Annotated in this window: 14 protein-coding genes and 1 pseudogene; 9 read left to right on the top strand and 6 right to left on the bottom strand. The window is 42.5% G+C overall.

Annotation, left to right across the window (positions count from 1 at the left end; translation table 11 throughout):
* Positions 1 to 395 precede the first annotated feature (395 nt).
* From EO92_RS02015 to EO92_RS02025, 3 genes are all read left to right on the top strand, one after another.
* Positions 396 to 944 carry a shikimate kinase gene (locus tag EO92_RS02015; RefSeq protein ID WP_255350317.1) on the top strand — a complete coding sequence of 183 codons (549 nt, stop codon included), beginning with the start codon at positions 396 to 398 and terminating at the stop codon, positions 942 to 944.
* A gap of 283 nt (positions 945 to 1,227) precedes the next feature.
* Positions 1,228 to 1,506: an ACT domain-containing protein gene (locus EO92_RS02020; protein ID WP_048168914.1), complete on the top strand. Its 279-nt coding sequence runs from the start codon at positions 1,228 to 1,230 to the stop codon at positions 1,504 to 1,506.
* 26 nt (positions 1,507 to 1,532) lie between these two features.
* Positions 1,533 to 2,894: a PFL family protein gene (locus tag EO92_RS02025; protein ID WP_048168915.1), complete on the top strand. Its 1,362-nt coding sequence runs from the start codon at positions 1,533 to 1,535 to the stop codon at positions 2,892 to 2,894.
* A gap of 101 nt (positions 2,895 to 2,995) precedes the next feature.
* On the opposite strand, the gene EO92_RS02030 is transcribed toward EO92_RS02025, so the two are convergent.
* Positions 2,996 to 3,913 carry a hypothetical protein gene (locus tag EO92_RS02030; protein WP_235283127.1) on the bottom strand — a complete coding sequence of 306 codons (918 nt, stop codon included), beginning with the start codon at positions 3,911 to 3,913 and terminating at the stop codon, positions 2,996 to 2,998.
* A gap of 803 nt (positions 3,914 to 4,716) precedes the next feature.
* Positions 4,717 to 4,911, bottom strand: a complete 195-nt coding sequence (locus tag EO92_RS17400) for a hypothetical protein (RefSeq protein ID WP_156165700.1) — start codon at positions 4,909 to 4,911, stop codon at positions 4,717 to 4,719.
* A 462-nt stretch (positions 4,912 to 5,373) separates the two neighbouring features.
* Here EO92_RS17400 and EO92_RS16905 point away from each other — a divergent pair, with 462 nt between their 5' ends.
* The gene (locus EO92_RS16905; protein WP_255350318.1) at positions 5,374 to 6,021 is read left to right on the top strand and encodes a phosphoribosyltransferase; all 648 of its coding nucleotides are present in this window, start codon (positions 5,374 to 5,376) and stop codon (positions 6,019 to 6,021) included.
* A gap of 195 nt (positions 6,022 to 6,216) precedes the next feature.
* Here EO92_RS16905 and EO92_RS02045 read toward each other — a convergent pair whose 3' ends face one another.
* Positions 6,217 to 6,957, bottom strand: coding sequence for a metallophosphoesterase family protein (locus EO92_RS02045; protein ID WP_082107914.1), 741 nt, complete (start codon positions 6,955 to 6,957; stop codon positions 6,217 to 6,219).
* An 812-nt stretch (positions 6,958 to 7,769) separates the two neighbouring features.
* Positions 7,770 to 8,180: a cupredoxin family copper-binding protein gene (locus tag EO92_RS02050; protein ID WP_235283128.1), complete on the bottom strand. Its 411-nt coding sequence runs from the start codon at positions 8,178 to 8,180 to the stop codon at positions 7,770 to 7,772.
* Positions 8,181 to 8,424: 244 nt separating this feature from the next.
* Here EO92_RS02050 and aspS point away from each other — a divergent pair, with 244 nt between their 5' ends.
* The 4 genes from aspS (at position 8,425) to EO92_RS02070 (ending at position 14,253) form a co-directional block, all read left to right on the top strand.
* Positions 8,425 to 9,759: an aspartate--tRNA(Asn) ligase gene (gene aspS / locus EO92_RS02055; protein WP_048168919.1), complete on the top strand. Its 1,335-nt coding sequence runs from the start codon at positions 8,425 to 8,427 to the stop codon at positions 9,757 to 9,759.
* A gap of 92 nt (positions 9,760 to 9,851) precedes the next feature.
* The gene (rpiA, locus tag EO92_RS02060) at positions 9,852 to 10,556 is read left to right on the top strand and encodes a ribose 5-phosphate isomerase A (protein ID WP_048168920.1); all 705 of its coding nucleotides are present in this window, start codon (positions 9,852 to 9,854) and stop codon (positions 10,554 to 10,556) included.
* 403 nt (positions 10,557 to 10,959) lie between these two features.
* The gene (gene thsA / locus EO92_RS02065; protein WP_048168922.1) at positions 10,960 to 12,603 is read left to right on the top strand and encodes a thermosome subunit alpha; all 1,644 of its coding nucleotides are present in this window, start codon (positions 10,960 to 10,962) and stop codon (positions 12,601 to 12,603) included.
* A 915-nt stretch (positions 12,604 to 13,518) separates the two neighbouring features.
* Positions 13,519 to 14,253 carry a hypothetical protein gene (locus EO92_RS02070; RefSeq protein WP_156165701.1) on the top strand — a complete coding sequence of 245 codons (735 nt, stop codon included), beginning with the start codon at positions 13,519 to 13,521 and terminating at the stop codon, positions 14,251 to 14,253.
* 288 nt (positions 14,254 to 14,541) lie between these two features.
* Here EO92_RS02070 and EO92_RS02075 read toward each other — a convergent pair whose 3' ends face one another.
* Positions 14,542 to 15,195, bottom strand: a complete 654-nt coding sequence (locus tag EO92_RS02075; protein WP_048168924.1) for a DUF2119 domain-containing protein — start codon at positions 15,193 to 15,195, stop codon at positions 14,542 to 14,544.
* The gene (locus EO92_RS02080; RefSeq protein WP_048168926.1) at positions 15,185 to 15,886 is read right to left on the bottom strand and encodes a S4 domain-containing protein; all 702 of its coding nucleotides are present in this window, start codon (positions 15,884 to 15,886) and stop codon (positions 15,185 to 15,187) included. Before EO92_RS02080 ends, EO92_RS02075 begins: the two co-directional genes overlap by 11 nt.
* Positions 15,887 to 16,172: 286 nt before the next feature.
* Here EO92_RS02080 and EO92_RS02085 point away from each other — a divergent pair.
* Positions 16,173 to 16,475 (top strand): annotated as a pseudogene (locus tag EO92_RS02085) (bile acid:sodium symporter); the annotation flags it as partial.

The following is a 16,475-nucleotide window of genomic DNA, read 5'->3' on the forward strand; positions in this document are numbered from 1 at the left end:
ACCCTATACTTAGAGTCCAATAGCAAAGTCAAGCGACTTCTGTAGCATTCACAGCTTCCAGAACAAAACTTGACAATAGAGTATAGGTTGAAATGTACAAAAACGTTGTCAGACAGCGTATTATGGAAGAGTTGACGGCTGTATCCCGCCATTAAAATGACAGGGATTAGCCTTAGACGCTCCTAAACTTTATGAACTTTTTGCATAACATAATCCCAATAATAGTAAAACCTGTCCGGGAAGTTCCGGGTCAGACGTAAGAAATTCAAAACGCATCTCATAATTTTGCCTTTTTTTAAAAAATACTCGCGTTGTATATTTTATATAGCAGAAGATTATATTTTGTCCTGATAACTTATGGACTGCAGGCCTTTCACCTATGGGAATTTCAGTCAGTGAATTCCTTGATTTTTGCAGGCAGGAAGCGTGTGGCAATGAACATAACATTAATTGGCATGGCAGGAGCGGGGAAAAGTACTATCGGAAGGGCACTTGCAAAGCACCTGGATTATACTTTTATTGATGTCGATGGCCTGATTACGCAGAGGACTGGATTGCCTCTTCAAGCCCTGATTGACAAACAGGGCGATTACGCTCTTATCAGGTTTGAAGAAGAAGCTATTCTGGGGCTTGGGCAGGTGGATAACTGTATAATCTCTCCTGGCGGAAGCGTGGTTTATTCCGAAAAAGCCATGGGACACTTAACAGATATCTCAAAGATAGTCTTTCTGGACGCCCCTTTCAGAAGCATCGTAAAAAGGATCCCTAACGCAAGAAAGAGGGGCATAGTAGGGCTCAGGGACAGAAGCCTTAAAGAACTTTTTGAAGAAAGGCTGATTTTGTATTCTAAGTATGCTGATTTTTCAATAAAACTTAAAGGAAGGGAAAATATTAAGGGGATTATGGGGAAGATAATCCAGCTCTGTTTTGAGACGGAGGCCTGATCCAGGGATCAGCTTTTCATAGATAATGAGTTAACTCGACATCGATATTGTTTTATTTCCAACCCCTGTTTCCTTAACATATCCTCTCAAGATTTTTAGTTATAGCGGGATCAGAGCATTTACTTCAGTATCAGAGGGTTTACTTCGGGACTGGAGAAGTTTACTTAGGGGCTGAGCAGTTTACTTTATTATCTATCAGGTCTTCAATCTGAACAAAATTTCCTTGTTTACATCTTTTATGTATTAACCTGTAGAATAAAGCAGGACCAACAGGAGACATTTCATGACATCAAGTCGTTTCATTATCACGGTTATTGGCAGTGACAGGGTAGGTATTGTTGCCAGGGTCACCACGGTGATGGCCAGTTACAATGTAAATATTGTCGATATCAGCCAGACTATCATGCAGGGCATCTTTACCATGATCATGCTTGCAGAAGCCCCGAAGGAAAACTTTGACCTTGTGGCTTTCCAGCAGGCTATGGGTGTCGAAGGAAAGAGCCTTGGAGTTGAGATCAAGGTGCAGCATGAAGATGCTTTCCGTTTCATGCACAGGATCTGATCTGTGAGGACGCAGGAGGATTTTTCATGCTTATAAACCCGAAAGAAATTCTGGAAACAATTCAGATGGTCAGGATGGAACACCTGGACATAAGGACCGTCACTATGGGAATCAGCCTCCGGGACTGCAGCCACCCTGATATTGAGGTTTTCAACGAGAACATCTATGAAAAAATAACTTCCCGGGCAAAGGAGCTTGTCCGGACAACGAATGAGATCCAGAGCCTTTACGGAATTCCTATTATCAACAGGCGAATTTCTGTAACTCCCATAGCGATAGTAGCTGAAAGCTGCAAATCTCCTGACTTCGTTTCCGTTGCAAAGACAATGGATGAAGCTGCAAAAGCCGCAGGTGTGGACTTTATAGGAGGATTCAGCGCCCTTGTGCATAAAGGGGAAACCCGGGGAGACCTCAAACTGATAAATTCCATTCCTGAAGCTCTTGCCTCTACTGAAAAGGTCTGCTCGTCCGTAAACGTTGCAACCACAAAAGCAGGCATTAACATGGATGCAGTTGGCATGATGGGAAATATAATCAAAAAGACTGCGGAATTAACTGCTGACAGAGACGGGATAGGCTGTGCCAAACTGGTGGTTTTTGCAAATGCCCCTGAAGACAACCCCTTTATGGCAGGAGCTTTTCACGGAATAGGTGAACCAGAGTGTGTTATCAATGTGGGTGTAAGTGGGCCGGGCGTGGTTAACGCAGCCGTTCGCGAACTTGAAAACCCTAACCTTACAGAAATTTCCGAGACGATCAAAAAGACAGCCTTCAAAATCACACGCATGGGGGAGATGGTAGGAAGGGAAGTTTCTAGAAAGCTTGGTGTGGAATTCGGGATTCTCGACCTCTCACTTGCTCCAACTCCGGAAATCGGGGATAGTGTTGCCGCGATTCTGGAAGCCATGGGGCTTGAGCGCTGTGGGGTCCACGGAACGACTGCTGCCCTTGCGCTTCTTAACGATGCCGTAAAAAAAGGCGGAGCAATGGCTTCTTCTTCAGTAGGAGGCCTCAGCGGGGCATTCATTCCGGTCAGTGAGGACGCAGGCATGATCGAAGCGGTTAAAGTCGGGGCGCTGACTCTCGAAAAACTCGAAGCCATGACCAGCGTCTGTTCCGTTGGTCTTGACATGATAGCAGTCCCTGGCGATACCCCTGCTACTACCCTTTCCGCAATCATTGCTGATGAGATGGCAATTGGGGTAATAAACAAAAAGACAACTGCAGTCAGGGTGATTCCCGCACCCGGAAAAAGAGTGGGAGATTCCGTGGAATTCGGTGGGCTGCTCGGAAGTGCACCTATTATGGCAGTAAGCAATTTCAGTTCGGAGACTTTCGTAAAGCGGGGAGGAAGAATTCCGGCTCCTATCCAGTCACTGACAAATTAAGGCTGTTTCCGGAAACTTTTTCCGGAAACTTTTTCCGGAATTATTTTTATGGGATTATTTTTATGGGATTGTTTTTTACTTTCATTGTTTTTTCCGCTTTTTTACTTCGTATTCATCCACAGTGTTCTCATCATTTCCCTGATTTCTTCTATTTTCCTTATACTGGCTTCGTCGTTTATTATATCAAATTCATTAAAAGATTCAAGGGCAACCTTTGCCGCAATCGAGGCATCATTCAGGTATCTGTTCCCTGCACTGCTCATAATTGTCTGGAGTGCGGATGCAGCCTGGAAAACGGCATTTTCCATCTCTTCTTCCTCAGCGCTTTTTCCTATCTCCTCAATAGAAGCTGCGATACTTCCTGCCGCACTTTGAAGGTTTTCTTCCATGGCTGCTGCAGCCATCTCTTCTAACATAAGTTCTGCTCCTATTGCAGCCTCTTCAAGGGTTTTTTGAGCAGCCAGTTTCCCGGTTTCTCCAAGGCAGGTGATACATATAGCGGCATTTTCTGAATAATCTGGAAATTGCATCCTGGCAACCGCTTTTCCAATTTCCCCAAGGCCGATTGTAACAGCAATGGTTTCTCTTTCCCTATTGAGGAGAGCCGCCGTATTCCCACTTTCCCCCAGCACCGATGCTGCAAGTTTGGCTACCATCTCAAGTTGCTGTTCGGCGGCGATTTTCCCTATAGCCCCAAAAGAGAGCAGGACCCTGACAGTTGTGCCTTCCATGTTCTGCTTCATTGAGATCTGGAGCATCTTCTCCAGGGATCTTATAGCATTGACTGCTGCGTTTTCCATACCCTGAAGGGCAGCAGCCTTTCCTATTTCTTTTATGGAAGATACCGTCTTCTCAGCTTCCAGTTCTTTTCTTTCGCTAAGGTAACCTTTACCTATCTCTGTCAGGGAGGTAAGAGCCTGGCTGACTCCTTCATCAAACTCCTCATCGATGGAATCCAGCCCTTTATGCATTGCTTGACCATTTTCTCTTGAAAGCACAGCTTTGAAGCTCCTTTTCATCAGTTATGCCTTTATTAGTATAATACTCCTGTTTCTCTTTTTGTGAGCACTTCTAAGACGTCCGTTACTGCTTTAATATGTTATTTTATTGATCTTTCTATTTTATTTGCTTTTAATCTATAGCTCCGCCAGAAAAATGGTATATATAGTAAAGTGTCAGAAAAACGAGAATTGCAAGAAGAGTTTTTAAGTCTATTCTTTTTAAAAAATCCCTTATTTTATCAATCCCCCTATCCTCTGTTTCTTCCCCGAATTTACATTATATTTATGTTTTCCCTGGTTCAAATATTTTCAGGTAATAAGATGAATTTCCAAGTATATGATGCAATCCTCTACAGCATTTATAGAACAAAGCGTAAAATCCCTGAATCTTTTAACTCAGAGGTAACAGAAAATTAAGCGTCAGAAAAAAACATGCCAAAAAACGAGTAAGGGTGCGATTAAAATTGAATTAAATATAAATTAAATCGAATTAAATCTACATTAAATATTGCCTGGAAAATACTCTGTCTCCAGTCTTGTTTTCACAGAACTTAGAATCTCAGGCAGAACTATGTAATTTTAATAATAAATTAAAATATTTCTTAAGTCCAGATACGGCACTTATACATAATACAATCATATCCATTAGATCTCATAATGCAATTTCAGAGAGTCTCTTGCATTGCATTACTCTTCTTTTTTCTTTTCAGTCTATGGCTCCATTGGAATAATGGTATATATAGTAAAGGACGGCAAAGACTAACAATGCAAGAACTGCTTTAAAATCCATAGCTTTACACTCCTTTTTCTACAATTTATTCTCAGACTAGGGCGCCGGATGAATAGTGGTAGATGTAGTAAAGAGTGCAGAATGCAAGTATTGCAAGAATTGCTTTAAAATCCATAACTGTTATCCTCCTTTTAAAAACTATCAAGAAAAATCCTTTTTGTATGTAAAAATAGTACTGGAATGCAGGTATATAAAAATGCCGTTTTTTACCGCTTTTGAAGCCCATTTCTGTTTTTTCAGTCGAGTTAGGTTTTTATTTTTTATCCGGCTGTCTATCATTGGTTTTTAAGGTTTCAGACCCCTGGAATAGTCAATCTAAAGGTTGTTTAGAATTAATAACCAGGAGAAGATCATTTATTCTTTTGCAGAAGTAACCTTATATATTTTCCAGATAAATTATAATTGGGGGATCAAAATCGGGAGGTGTTTTTCAAATATGCTTTCGACTTCTGTTTTTCTCCCGGAGTCCGATAAAAGGATGCATTTTTTATCCGGGCTTATGTCAACTATGGGAAGGATAAGTTTCTCATTTACTTTACGGTTTTACTGATGACTCTAATACAGCCAGAAGGAATATCGGCAGAAGACATACAGGCAGAAGGCGATTAATCTGAACACCGAAAATGAAAAAGCAGCTCTGCAGTCCAGGTGCTCTCCGGCAAAAAAAGTATCTTTCAGGTGCGAGCTCATAAGCTTTGGAGAGGTTTTTCGCCTTTCCAGGCTTCTTGCCCGGAAAATCAAAGCTTCAGGTTATCAGCCCGACCTGATCGTTGCCATAGGGAGGGGAGGCTATGTGCCTGGAAGGCTGGTTTGCGATTTTTTGCTTTTCAATGACCTGACTTCTATGAAGGTCGAGCACTACATGAGGGGTGCGGATATGCAGGCAGAAGCGAGGATAAAGTTTCCCATCTCTGTGGACATCAGCGGGAAAAAAGTGCTCATCGTTGACGACGTCACTGATACCGGAGAGACCCTGAACCTTTCGGTTGACTACGTGCAGAGCCTGAGACCTGCTGAAATCAGAACTGCAGTCCTCCAGCACAAGACCTGTTCTTCCTTCACCCCGGATTTCTATGGCCAGAAGGTTATCAGGTGGCGCTGGATAATCTACCCCTGGGCCCGCTATGAGGATCTGGCAGGGTTTGCGGAAAAGATTCTCGGGGACAGGACTCTTGATATCTCCCGGCTCACTGCTGAGTTTAAAGACAGGTACGAAATTGAGATTGGGGAAAAAGAGCTTCTTGAAATTCTGGATGACCTGGCTGAGAGAAAAGAGGTTGAGAGGATTGAAACGGATAATCTGGTCGGATGGCGGATCCGGAGGAAGTATATGTAATTAATTTCGTCTAACTGTAATTAATTTCATCCGATTTTCTGGTTTATTGACACTGATTTTGCAGACTTTTTGCAGACTTTTTGCAGACTTTTTGCAGACTTTTCGCAGACTTTTCGCAGCCTGATCAGAGTAATAAAAAATAAAAAAGGAAGGAAAATACGGCGACAAAGAAATGTCAAAATTTCTGATTCACCCTCACATAACTGTTTTAGTGATCAGTTCCATTTTCCCCTGCGGGAAAACCCTGGAAACCCTGACCTTCCAGTTGTTATTATCTGAATTTTCGTTTTCAGCCTGGATCAGATTAAAGCACTGCGTGGTTTTGCCTCTGGTCTTGGAGGAACAGAAGGTACCTGCGTTTACAACGAGCATGTTGTTCAGGTTCCAGACATGAGGAATGTGGCAGTGCCCGCAAAGTACAAGGTTTACTTTGCAGCGGTTCAGGAGATCAAGGACATCGCCTGCATCGACAAGGACGCTGTTTTCTCTGCCCGAAAGAGGGATCGGGACAAGGTGGTGGTGCAGGGCAAAGATCTTGAAATTCTGCCCGGAAAAGGCTTCTTTGATCCAGCCGTAGTTTTCTCTACCCAGGTGCCCTTCGTCAATGTCCGGCTGGGAGGAGTCAACCCCTACAACGGTTACGCCCCCGAGATTCCTGTTTGAGAACCTATTTTCAAAAAGGTCTTCAAAGTGAAGATATCCTGCATTTTTGGAGTCGTGGTTTCCAGGAACAAGGACCTTGTCTTTACACGCGATCCTGTCAATAAACTTTTTTACTCCATCGTATTCGGCTGAAAACCCATTTTCTGTCAGGTCGCCGGTAATTACCACAATGTCCGGGTCCAGTTGATTTATGCTCTGCAGCATGGATTCTGCAATTTCCGGGACAAAATACGCTTCTGAAAAATGAAGATCTGATAGATGTACAATCTGTATAATTTTTTACTCCTTCTTTTCTCTGAAATTTTATAATATTATAATATTAGTTGTATTCAGAACCTTGGAGTTCAGTAACATTATATATAGGTATCTGTGAAAAATACGTATTTTTGCAAATCTAATTATAATTCGTTATAATTAAGAGGCTTTATAATTCGACCCCATTTAAACGGTATTAATATTTAGTTAATTTTCATTCATGAACAATAAGCACAAAAATAAATATATTAATAAAATAATCTCTTCATTATTTCAGCCTCTTTTTTCGATGCAATCAGGGCGCGCGCCAGATTCGGGCTCTCAACAGAGGTTTTTATTTCAGTCGAATACCCCGCACCTTGGAGGCTGTCTGACAATTCAATTTCAGGGCAAAAACATGTAACAAATAAGGTGTTTAAAGCCTTTAAATCTAAAAAGAAGGAATTCAATTAGATCTCAATTATTATTGGCAGTAATTGTCGGACAGCCTGCTTGTTGCAGGTGCGCCAGTACAACGTTGATTTTTCTAAAAAAGATCCCTGTTTTTGGGTTTTGAACTTATAATGAAATTGAATTACGTTTTTCAAGTTTTGGAGTTTATAAAAAAATATTTACTACAAATATTTACTACAAATATTTACTACAAATATTTACTACAAATATTTACTACAAATATTTACTACAAAAGACGCGTGTTCGATCTTCCAGCGTACCTTTCCAACAGTTCAGAATCTCATTTCCAGAATGCTGATATGTGATGATTTATTAACCGCCACTCCTTATCAGCCTTTGATTCTTGCTGAGCTCGTTTAAGGAACTCTCTTCTCTATTCAGACCTCTGCAATTACCTCTCCTGCCATCCAGGGGTGTATTTTGCAGATATACTCATATGTTCCTTCCTCTTCAAATGTGTAAGTAAATGCCTCTCCCTTTTGAAGGTACTCGGATTTAATACCCGAACCTACCACATCATGGAGAACAGTATCGTTGTTAGTCCACCTGACAGTCTGTCCAACTTTAACAGTAAGGTTTTGGGGCACGTATTTGTAACCCCGGATCTCGACATCAACAATATCATCCTCTGCTTCTGTCACATTCTCTCCGGTTCCCGCTATTTCCCCCTTATCTACTCCCTCTGCAGGTGTGGAAGGTGCAGGCTCTTCCGAAACTCCGTTGTCAGCACAACCCGCAACAAAAAGCACACCTAAAATCATCATAAATATTATTATTTCCTTTCTCACGCTATTTTCCCTTCTAAATCTCAGTTTTTACACTTCTATTTCGCTTCTACTCTTTTACTCTTTATTTCTTTATCCAATCGTTAGTCCTCTTGAGCGAGCAGAGCGAGCGAAAAGGACCGCGTACTCCCGAGGCGCAATTCGGGCGGTGCAACAAATACATTAATAATGAGTTATGACTATTCACCTACGTTTCAGCTTCATTCTTATATTTACGTTTAATTTATCCCCTAATCAAGGTGAATTTATGTCTTTAGCAAATCTCAGAACACATTATACAGCCGATGTCAAGCCCGAAAAAGTTGATAACGGTCAGAAAATAACCCTCGCAGGCTGGGTCCATGAGGTCAGAGACCTCGGAGGGATCTGTTTCGTTGTTCTCAGGGACAGGGAAGGAAAGGCTCAGGTCACACTCATAAAGAAAAAAATTGACAAAGAACTCTTCGATGCAGCAAGAAGGCTCGTTCGCGAGTCCGTAATTTCCGTAACCGGCTCTGTCAAGTTTGAAGAAAAAGCTCCGAACGGTTATGAAATGCTCCCTGACGAGATCAATGTCTTGAACGGTGCAGCTTCCCCTCTTCCTATGGACACAACCGGAAAGGTGGAAGCCGAACTTGACACGAGGCTTGACTCCCGCTTTATAGACCTTAGAAGAGCCGAGACAACTGCGGTTTTTAAGATAAGGCATGAGTCTCTCCAGGCAATCAGGGAATATTTCGTAAAGAATAACTTTATTGAAACAGCAACCCCCAAGGTCGTTGCCACCGCAACCGAAGGTGGAACTGCCCTTTTCCCGATCACCTATTTTGACAGGGAAGCCTTCCTCAACCAGAGCCCCCAGCTCTTCAAGCAGATCCTCATGAGCGGCGGGTTTGACAGGGTCTTTGAAATCGGCCCCATCTTCAGGGCAGAAGAACATGATACTCGCAGGCACTTAAACGAAGCCACTTCCATCGATGTCGAAGTCAGCTTTGCCGACCACTTCGATGTAATGGAAATTCTGGAAAACCTGGTTGCTTACGTCTATGCCCGTGTAATTGAGAACTGCAAAGTCTCCCTTGAAGCACTCGGGGTTGAGCTTAAGGTCCCGAAGACTCCTTTCCTGAAGCTTACATATGACGAGGTAATCGAGATCATAAACAGCCGTTCTGAAGAGAAAATGCACTGGGGAGATGACCTTGGAACTCTCGGGGAACACACAGTCGGAGATTATGTCTACGAAACTACAGGCGAATCCCACTACTTCATTATCGACTGGCCCACGGAGATCAAACCTTTCTATGCCATGCCTTATGAGGACAGGCCTGAATTCAGCAAGTCCTTTGACATGATGCACCGTACAATGGAGCTTTCCTCAGGAGCTCAGCGGATTCACATTCCTGACCTGCTCAAGAGCCGGATCGAATCACAGGGCTTAAACCCTGACGGTTTTGAGTTTTATCTTAAAGCTTTCGAATACGGAATGCCTCCGCATGCCGGATGGGGAATGGGCTGTGAACGTTTTGTCATGACCATGCTTGGAACTGGCAATATCAGGGATACAGTACTCTTCCCGAGGGACAGGAGAAGACTTTCTCCCTGAAACCCTCCAATTTTTTCTTTTAAGCTTGAAAGGACTTCCTGTTTTTGAAAAATAGTTGTTAACTTTTTTAAATCTTAAAGGCGGAAAATAAAATGACGGAAAGAAATACTTCTACTGATTCTCCCGAAAAACGGGCAGCTGGGATTGCTGCAGCCAGACTTGTCAGACCCGGAATGGTTGTTGGACTGGGTACAGGCTCAACAGTTGCATACACCATAAAGGAACTTGGACGCCTTGTGCGGGAGGAAGGGCTCGATATTCTGGGGATTGTCACCTCTTACCAATCCGAGATGCTCGCGATAGATGCCGGAATCAGGCTGACCACCCTTTCCCAGCACCCTGAACTGGACCTTGCCATTGACGGAGCTGACCAGATCGACTCCGAACTCCATGCCATTAAAGGAGGAGGGGCAGCTCATACAAGGGAAAAGATCGTTTCTGTTTCTGCAAAACGGTTTGTGGTTGTAGCTGATGAGTCGAAAACGAGCACGCAGCTTGATAAAACCGTGCCTGTGGAAGTCCTGCCTTTTGCAAAAGAACTTGCCGTAAAGAAAATCCTGGAACTGGGTGGAAAACCACAACTCAGGTCTGCTGTAAAAAAAGACGGGCCCGTAATAACGGATAATGGGAACTTTGTCCTTGATGCAGAATTTGGTGTTATAAAAGACCCGGAAGCTCTTGCTCTTCAACTATCTGCAATTCCAGGAGTGGTTGAGCACGGGATTTTTTGCAATGTGGATGAGCTTTACATAGGAAATAAAGACGGGTCTGTGAAGATTATAACACAGCAAAAATAAGCCGGATAACCAGGTAAAACTAAGCCGGATAACTCGGTAGAAATAAACAGAATCACAAATAAATTCCCTGGAAAAGAGCATAAAAACCGATATTTCACATAAAAGAATGAATCTATTAAAATATTCTTTTAAGTGATAGAAGTTAAAGGCAGAAGTGCTTCCTGCAAACATTTTCCTTCAAGTCCCTGTTGTAAAAATCACAGGTCTTACCGGAATATTTTTATAGAAGTATTATCAGTAATTTCCTGATAAAATAACTATCGGCAAGTCAAACAAATTGCGCAAAACAGGGTTCTCGGGTTCGATACCTGAGATAAAGCAACCGCAAGCCAGAAAACAACTTCAAATTATCAATTATTTATCCTTCAATTCATACTATGTATTTTCAGGAGGTTTTGTTCATATGGACAAAGGTGGCCAGCAAATCTTCATAATAGATCCGAGAAAAGAACAAACAAAGGGAAAAGATGTACTCAGCATGAATATTGCAGCTGCAAAAGCAGTAGCAACCATAGTTAAGAGTACGCTTGGACCCCGAGGCATGGATAAGATGCTTGTGAACCCTCTGGGGGACATCACCATCACAAATGACGGTGCTACTATCTTACACGATATGTCCATTGAGCATCCGACAGCTAAGATGCTTGTGGAGGTTGCTCAGTCACTGGAAAGTTCTGCAGGTGACGGGACCACAAGCGCTGTTGTGTTCACAGGTGCCCTGCTGGAAAAAGCAGAAGGCATTATTGAAAAGGGAATCCACCCGTCAGTTGTTGTCAAAGGATACAAGCTTGCAGCAGAGAAAGCTGTTGAGATTTTAGAGACCCTGGCAGTTACTGCAGGCGAGGAAGACAGAGAATTGCTTATAAAAACTGCCAGAACCTCCATCACTGGCAAAGCTTCCGAAAAATACAACCGCTTGATTGCAGAACTCTGCGTGGATGCAGTTCTTGCCATTCATGAGGAAGGAAAAGCCAACCTTAAAAACATTATACTTTCAAAAGATATCGGTGGGCTTGTTGAGAAGACTGAATTTGTGGAGGGAGTTGTGATCGACAAGGTTGCACTCGATAAAAACTTCTCGCTCAGGATTGTAAATCCCAATATCGCGCTCATTGATGCTCCTATGGAGACAGAAAAGACTGCAAACAAGGCAAAGCTTCAGATCAGCAACGTAAGTGATATTGAAAATTTCGTAAAGCAAGAGGATGCAGCTCTTTTAGAGATGGCGGATTACATAATCCGGGCAGGCGCAAATGCTGTCTTCTGCTCCAAGGGCATGGATGACAAGATCGCAGCCTACCTCCAGAGCAGGGGGATCTACGCAACTCGCAGGGTGAAAAACGACGATATGCAGCACCTCGCTGACGCTACGGGAGGCAGACCTGTAAGGAACATCAAAGAACTTACAGAAAAAGAACTCGGGCACGCAGGGCTCCTTGAGCAGGACAGAGACGGCGATCAGGGTAAAACCTACCTCAGGGACTGCAAGGGTGCAAAATCAGTCTCAATCGTTCTTCGCGGCGGGACCGAGCATGTGGTGGACAACCTGGAACGTGCAATTGATGATGCCCTTAAAGTTGTGAAATGTGTGGTTGAAGACGGCAAGGTCGTTGCCGGAGGTGGAGCTTCGGAAATGGAAGTTGCACTCTTACTCCGTTCTTATGCTTCCAGCATAGGTGGACGTGAACAGACGGCAATCACAGCTTTTGCTGAAGCTCTTGAAGAGATTCCAAGGACAATTGCAAGAAACGCAGGCCTGGATACCATCGACACCATCCTGAACCTCCGCGCAAAGCATGCCGAAAACAAAAACGCCGGTTTGAACATCCTGACCGGTGCTGCTGAAGATATGCTTGAAAAAGGTGTTGTTGACCCTCTCAGGGTAAAGGTTAACTCCATCAAAGCAGGCTCCGAAACTGCGGCAATGGTGCTTCGTGTGGACAGTATGCTCCGCGCCCAGAGTTCCTCAATGCAGGACGTCAGACCCGAGCATATGGCAAGTACCTACGAAGGCATGTCAGCACCTGCACTTAATATGCGCAGGTAAAACCTGACCCTTTCAGTTTAACGATTGAAAAGGAAGTAACTTAATTTATAACAGGAAAAGTTGCAGATTCTTTTCTGCAACTCCTTTTTTTGGAAGAAGTGTCATCACTTCAGGTTTATTTTCTTCTTTTTGGATTTTTAGATTATCTGTTTTACTTTTCTCTTTTAAGATTATCTGTTTTACTTTTCTCTTTTAAGATTATCTGTTTTACTTTTCTCTTTTAAGATTATCTGTTTTTATCTTCGATCTTATAATTTCTCTATTATTTTCTACCATTAAACTATCATTAAACTACCTCAATTATATATGTAAGTAAATTTTATATTTGAATTGAAAATAATTTAGAGGATTTAAAGTCCAGCTTTTGGCTAACCAGAAAACTCAATTTACAGGATACTTTTCAAGCTGCATGTTTCTGGTCTCCGGGAAATAGAGGGCAAATCACTGGACTCTCAAACTGACCCTTAGTCAACTGACCCTTAGTCAACTGAGTCCAAAAAATTGGCTCCTGAACGGACTTTTGGGATAAAGAGTTTGAACTGGCTGGTTAAGCTTCATTTTTCACTTAACAGGTTCTGAGACCTTAAGCTCCTTTAAAATTATAAAATAACCCCCTGAAGAGTATAAGATAACCCCCCTAAGAGGTAGTGGAAGGTGTACTGCAATAACTGCGGATTAAAAATAGATCCGGAAGACTTTTTTTGTTCAGGTTGCGGAAAGAGAATTAAAAACAAACCTGATATAGAGAGTTCTGAACCTGAGATGAAGGATTTCGAGTCCGAAACCTCTACTTCCCGAGAACTCAATTTTACTAAAACAGTGTTCCTCTCTTTTAATAACCATAAAATACCCATCCACAGGTGTATTTTTAAAGGGATCTGGATTGTGGCTTTAATTTGTATTTTAGGAACCTTATTGACTGCATATTCAACTTTTGCCCTTGGCTCTAATGAATATCCTGGTGCAAACAGTCCGACATCACAGGACCGGATACAGACTGATAAAAATATCAGGTTATGCGAGCAAATAGCAACCGAGTACTCCAGTAGCCACACATATTCAAAAGATGATGTTTATGACTGCGATAACATGGCCCAGGACGTCTGGAACATGTTAAAGGCAAAAGGCATTAACTCAAGAATAGCAGTCGGAAATTTTGAATCTGCAGGCGATAGTATAATTGCAAATGGGAAAACTGTCCATAAAAGCCCTGATTCCGGGAACCTTGGTGAGATTGAAGTTCCTGGCCGTACATATAATGTGTCGAACTCGAGCACCATTGACGGCTTCAATCATGCATGGGTCCTGGCTGAAGTTTCTCCGGGTTCATGGTTAGCCGTAGAATGTACTGGTGGGTATATTGTTTATAGTGATGAAAACGAAATGTACTACCAGGGACTGACCTTCAGTAACCCGGGGAACTATAGAGATTTCCTTTCCCTATACAGGGACTGGAAAATAAAGGCTCTTGACTATGAGACCGAAAGATCCTATTATAACGAACTTATAAATACGTACAATAACGCAAGCCAGTCCGAACAGATCGCCATGAAAAGCGGGATTGACGTCGCTCAACGCACACTTCATGAAAAAGAGCAGGCTTTCCTTAAAACAGACTCGGAACTGAATGCTTTAATGCGGTACGGGTAAACATTCATTTTTTTACAAAATCACTATTTTCAATATTTTATTACTCCAAGATATTACAATTTCAATATATTACAATTTCAATATATTACAATTTCAATATATTACAATTTCAATATATTACAATTTCAATATATTACAATTTCAATATATTACAATTTCAATATATTACAATTTCAATATATTACAATTTCAATATGCACTTCCCGTGCTTTAAGACTCCCTTTTCAGGAGGGAAGTCTCCTTTTTATCTATATCTCCTTTTTTATCTATATCTCAGCAGGCAAGCTCTCAGATTTCCCCATAAAAGCGCCGGTAATCCTCGATAGCTTTTCTTGCCTGTTCAGGAAATTCTTTTCTCAGGTATTCAACGAACTCATCCCTTGACTCAGTTTCTTTGAGGACTTCAAGCATGCTGGCAGCAAATTCCCTTGACCGGGAATTTCCTTTCTGGACCTCAAAAGAGAGGCATAGGGCTTCTTTTGGAAAATACTTCCTTCGAATCCAGGGAGAAACCGACCCCAATAATACCCCTGCTTTCAGGACGCTGTAGGCAGGTACTCCGGTCCTTTCCAGCCTGTCCCTGCCTGCAAGTTTTTCAAGGTTTTCTCTGGAATAGGAATGGAGCTCAATATAAATTTCAGGATTCAGGTCTTCAATGGCTTCGAGTATACTTAGCCCCATTACCTGATAGTAAGCCGGGTCCAGAGTTGAAGTATATTCTCCCCTTTTGACAAGAGGGATCAACGCAAGGGTGCCTTTTTCAGGAGGCTCTATTTTCATCAGGATTTCCGTTGTGTCCCTCCATTCATCTCCATGCAGCCCTGCAGCAAAGAGGCGAACAGGTTTTCCATGCCCATAGACCTTTAGTCCGGTCTCGTTAGCGTACTTGTCCGTACAGTTGTGCTTATTCGGAGAGAAGCCTGCTTTTTCATCAGCTTTCATCCGTTTGAATTCCTCTGGACTCTTTTTCTTCAGGCAGAAGTTTTCTTGCAACCACGTAAACCTCCTGCTTTTCGGAATTGATGACCTGCTGGATTTCAAGCCCCAGGTTCTCAATCTTGCTCAGGACTGGCCTCGGATTTTTCTTCTTTCCGGTTTTTATTACCTGGAGCAGCCTTCCACCTTCTTTCAGGAGAGGGAGCACTCTGGCAAGAGCTTTGATTGAGTTTTCAGGCTCAAGAGTCATGTCTGAGAGAATAACATCCACAGGCTCCTCAGAGAGCTCTTTAAGAGGTATGGTGAAAACATCCCCGAATATTACCTCAACGTTTTCCCGCTCATATGCAATTTTTCCAAGCTCGCTTCTGAAATCCCGGCTGAACTCTATGCCTTTTATATGGTCTACAATCTCTGACGCAAAAAGGAGAAAACCGCCTGCACTCGATCCCAGGTCAAGAACTCTGTCCCTGGGTTTAAGGACCCCGCTTTCTTCCTGTATAAACCGGAGTTTGAAGTAGCCCTGCGGCTGGTCCAGGCCTTCGGCAACTTCTATTACATCATCAATTGAGACATCCCTGGAAACTTTTGTTACCACAGTGCCGTTAACTTTAACGTTTCCTTCATGAATGGCAGTCTTGGCTCGTCCCCTTGACTTGAAATGTCCCATATCTACAAGGTATGAATCCAGTCTCATGGGGGATTGTATCGGCAGAGCCTGTATATATAAGTAGCAAGTGGGTGTTCGGAAAATTCTGAGTACCCTGAGCTTTTAACAGGATGAAAGTTAACTGGTGGCAGTTGAAATGAGTGAAGCTTCTATTTTCAGGTCTACCAAAAATATACACTGTTTATCTTTGTTATTATTTCAAAATTAATTACAGCTTTATTATTTATTGGGAATAAATAGACATATATTTAAATGACAATCTCAGTTTATTTAATGACTAAAGTGTCAATTTGAAGAGCTGGTGTACTAAAAAATGATTAAAAAGTTCACATCCTTATTTCCTCTCTGGGCGGTTCTTTTATCCGCAGTAGCCTATGTATACCCGGAATATTTTGTCCCCTATAAAGGCTTCATTGTACCCCTTTTGAGCCTGATCATGCTCGGGATGGGAGTCACACTTTCAGTGGACAGTTTCCTTGCAGTCCTGAAAAGGCCTTATGTGGTCTTGCTGGGCACCCTTATGCAGTACACCCTTATGCCTCTGGCAGCGTGGATAGTTTGCCTGGCTTTAAAGCTTCCTGCCGATCTTATGGCAGGTGTAATCCTGCTTGGATGC

The organism is Methanosarcina sp. 2.H.A.1B.4, assembly GCF_000979385.1.
Lineage (GTDB): Archaea > Halobacteriota > Methanosarcinia > Methanosarcinales > Methanosarcinaceae > Methanosarcina.

What these genes read in the sequence shown, in the direction of transcription:
- EO92_RS02030 (WP_235283127.1), bottom strand. Translation starts at nt 3,913, where the DNA reads ATGAAAAGGAGCTTCAAAGCTGTGCTTTCAAGAGAAAATGGTCAAGCA.
- EO92_RS02080 (WP_048168926.1), bottom strand. Translation starts at nt 15,886, where the DNA reads ATGAGACTGGATTCATACCTTGTAGATATGGGACATTTCAAGTCAAGG.
- EO92_RS02075 (WP_048168924.1), bottom strand. Translation starts at nt 15,195, where the DNA reads ATGAAAGCTGATGAAAAAGCAGGCTTCTCTCCGAATAAGCACAACTGT.
- EO92_RS17400 (WP_156165700.1), bottom strand. Translation starts at nt 4,911, where the DNA reads ATGGGCTTCAAAAGCGGTAAAAAACGGCATTTTTATATACCTGCATTC.
- thsA (WP_048168922.1), top strand. Translation starts at nt 10,960, where the DNA reads ATGGACAAAGGTGGCCAGCAAATCTTCATAATAGATCCGAGAAAAGAA.
- EO92_RS02020 (WP_048168914.1), top strand. Translation starts at nt 1,228, where the DNA reads ATGACATCAAGTCGTTTCATTATCACGGTTATTGGCAGTGACAGGGTA.
- rpiA (WP_048168920.1), top strand. Translation starts at nt 9,852, where the DNA reads ATGACGGAAAGAAATACTTCTACTGATTCTCCCGAAAAACGGGCAGCT.
- EO92_RS02025 (WP_048168915.1), top strand. Translation starts at nt 1,533, where the DNA reads ATGCTTATAAACCCGAAAGAAATTCTGGAAACAATTCAGATGGTCAGG.
- aspS (WP_048168919.1), top strand. Translation starts at nt 8,425, where the DNA reads ATGTCTTTAGCAAATCTCAGAACACATTATACAGCCGATGTCAAGCCC.